The sequence below is a fragment of the Rickettsia australis str. Phillips genome (assembly GCF_000273745.1).
Taxonomy (GTDB): domain Bacteria; phylum Pseudomonadota; class Alphaproteobacteria; order Rickettsiales; family Rickettsiaceae; genus Rickettsia; species Rickettsia australis.
The window spans coordinates 1-1,181 of sequence record NZ_AKVZ01000054.1 but is presented as its reverse complement, the minus strand read 5'-3'; the positions used below and the strand labels follow the sequence as shown (position 1 = coordinate 1,181).

Genomic DNA, 1,181 nt, shown 5'->3' with positions numbered 1-1,181 from the left:
GTAAATAGTGAAGGTCGGGAGTTAAAGGTACCAAAAGATCTACCTATGGCTTTTTTTGTTATTGTTAGTACCATCGGATCATTTGCTTTAATATGTCTTCTGTTAGATAAATATAAGGTGTCTGATCCTATTTCAGCTCTTATTGCTATTCCATCATTGTTTGCTATTCCTACTTTATTCTTCATATTTAAAAACTGTCCTATTTCTATTTTATTTAACCGTAAAGTTTGGTCTGTCATGGCAAATGTTAAAGAAAGTGCTAATAACTTTAACCATTTACATAGTTCTACGCTGAACAACACTGATATTGGTTGGCGTAACAGCACATTATATTCTTACCGTCCCGGTAATATTTATTATCGCGATCGTTAATGTTGCACTCACTCGACGTCCTCACCCTTGATCCTTGTTCTTACTAACGGAATCCATCAAAGCTTGTGCTTCATCTTTATCAAATGGTTTATGTGGATCCGTATATTGAGCGACTACTTGTTGTTTCTTAGGTTCATGCTGCTTTTTATTATGACTGTCTGGATTATGACTTGATGGTCTACCTACTCCATCCGTAGCACCAAAAACAGTTCCAAATTTTCCTTTACCAATTCTATCCTCTTCATATTGATTAATTTGTAGCTGTTTTGCATATTGTTGATCACTTATGTGTTGATGAGAATCGTCATATTGACTAAGGTTATCATTGTATCTTGTATCATGTTGGGCTTTAAGATTATCTCCTTTAGTTGTGATTTCTCCGCTTATCACTTCTGCATCTGTTCTAATACCATGATCTCTTGCAAATTCATCTCTTTTGCTGCCAATATTATTATCTAGCTGGTGATTTTGAACAAAATTATCTACATTATTAGAGCTTGCTATATTACTGCCTGCTCTTTGTATCTCTTGTAAATTTCTTTGTGCTGCAGCACCGCTTATGTCTCTGAAGATCGCTCTTGCTCTATACGTTCCTGCTGCTACTTCTCTTTGTGCATCTATTGCTGTTCCTCCATACCTATTTTGATAAGCATTTAATACATCTTGATACATATCTTTATCAAAGTTAGCTGAGTTACTGCGTGTATGACTAATTCCTTGATTATGACTATCTATATTGTTCTTATGAGTGCTTATTGAATTTTCTAGTCTTTGTGCTTGCTAATAAGATTCTCTTATTGAATCTTGCG

General features: G+C 34.8%; 1 protein-coding gene and 1 pseudogene. One reads left to right on the top strand and one right to left on the bottom strand.

Annotated features, from left to right (window positions below):
* Window positions 1-372: pseudogene (locus A452_RS08895) on the top strand (hypothetical protein); the annotation flags it as partial.
* A 21-nt stretch (window positions 373-393) separates the two neighbouring features.
* Here A452_RS08895 and A452_RS0107500 read toward each other — a convergent pair.
* A complete protein-coding gene (locus A452_RS0107500; protein ID WP_017208729.1) occupies window positions 394-1,044 on the bottom strand; it encodes a hypothetical protein in 651 nt (216 codons plus the stop codon).
* Between the last annotated feature and the right edge of the window lie 137 nt (window positions 1,045-1,181).

Excerpts from the sequence above, each read along its gene's own strand:
- A452_RS0107500 (WP_017208729.1), bottom strand. The coding sequence starts at position 1,044 with ATGTATCAAGATGTATTAAATGCTTATCAAAATAGGTATGGAGGAACA.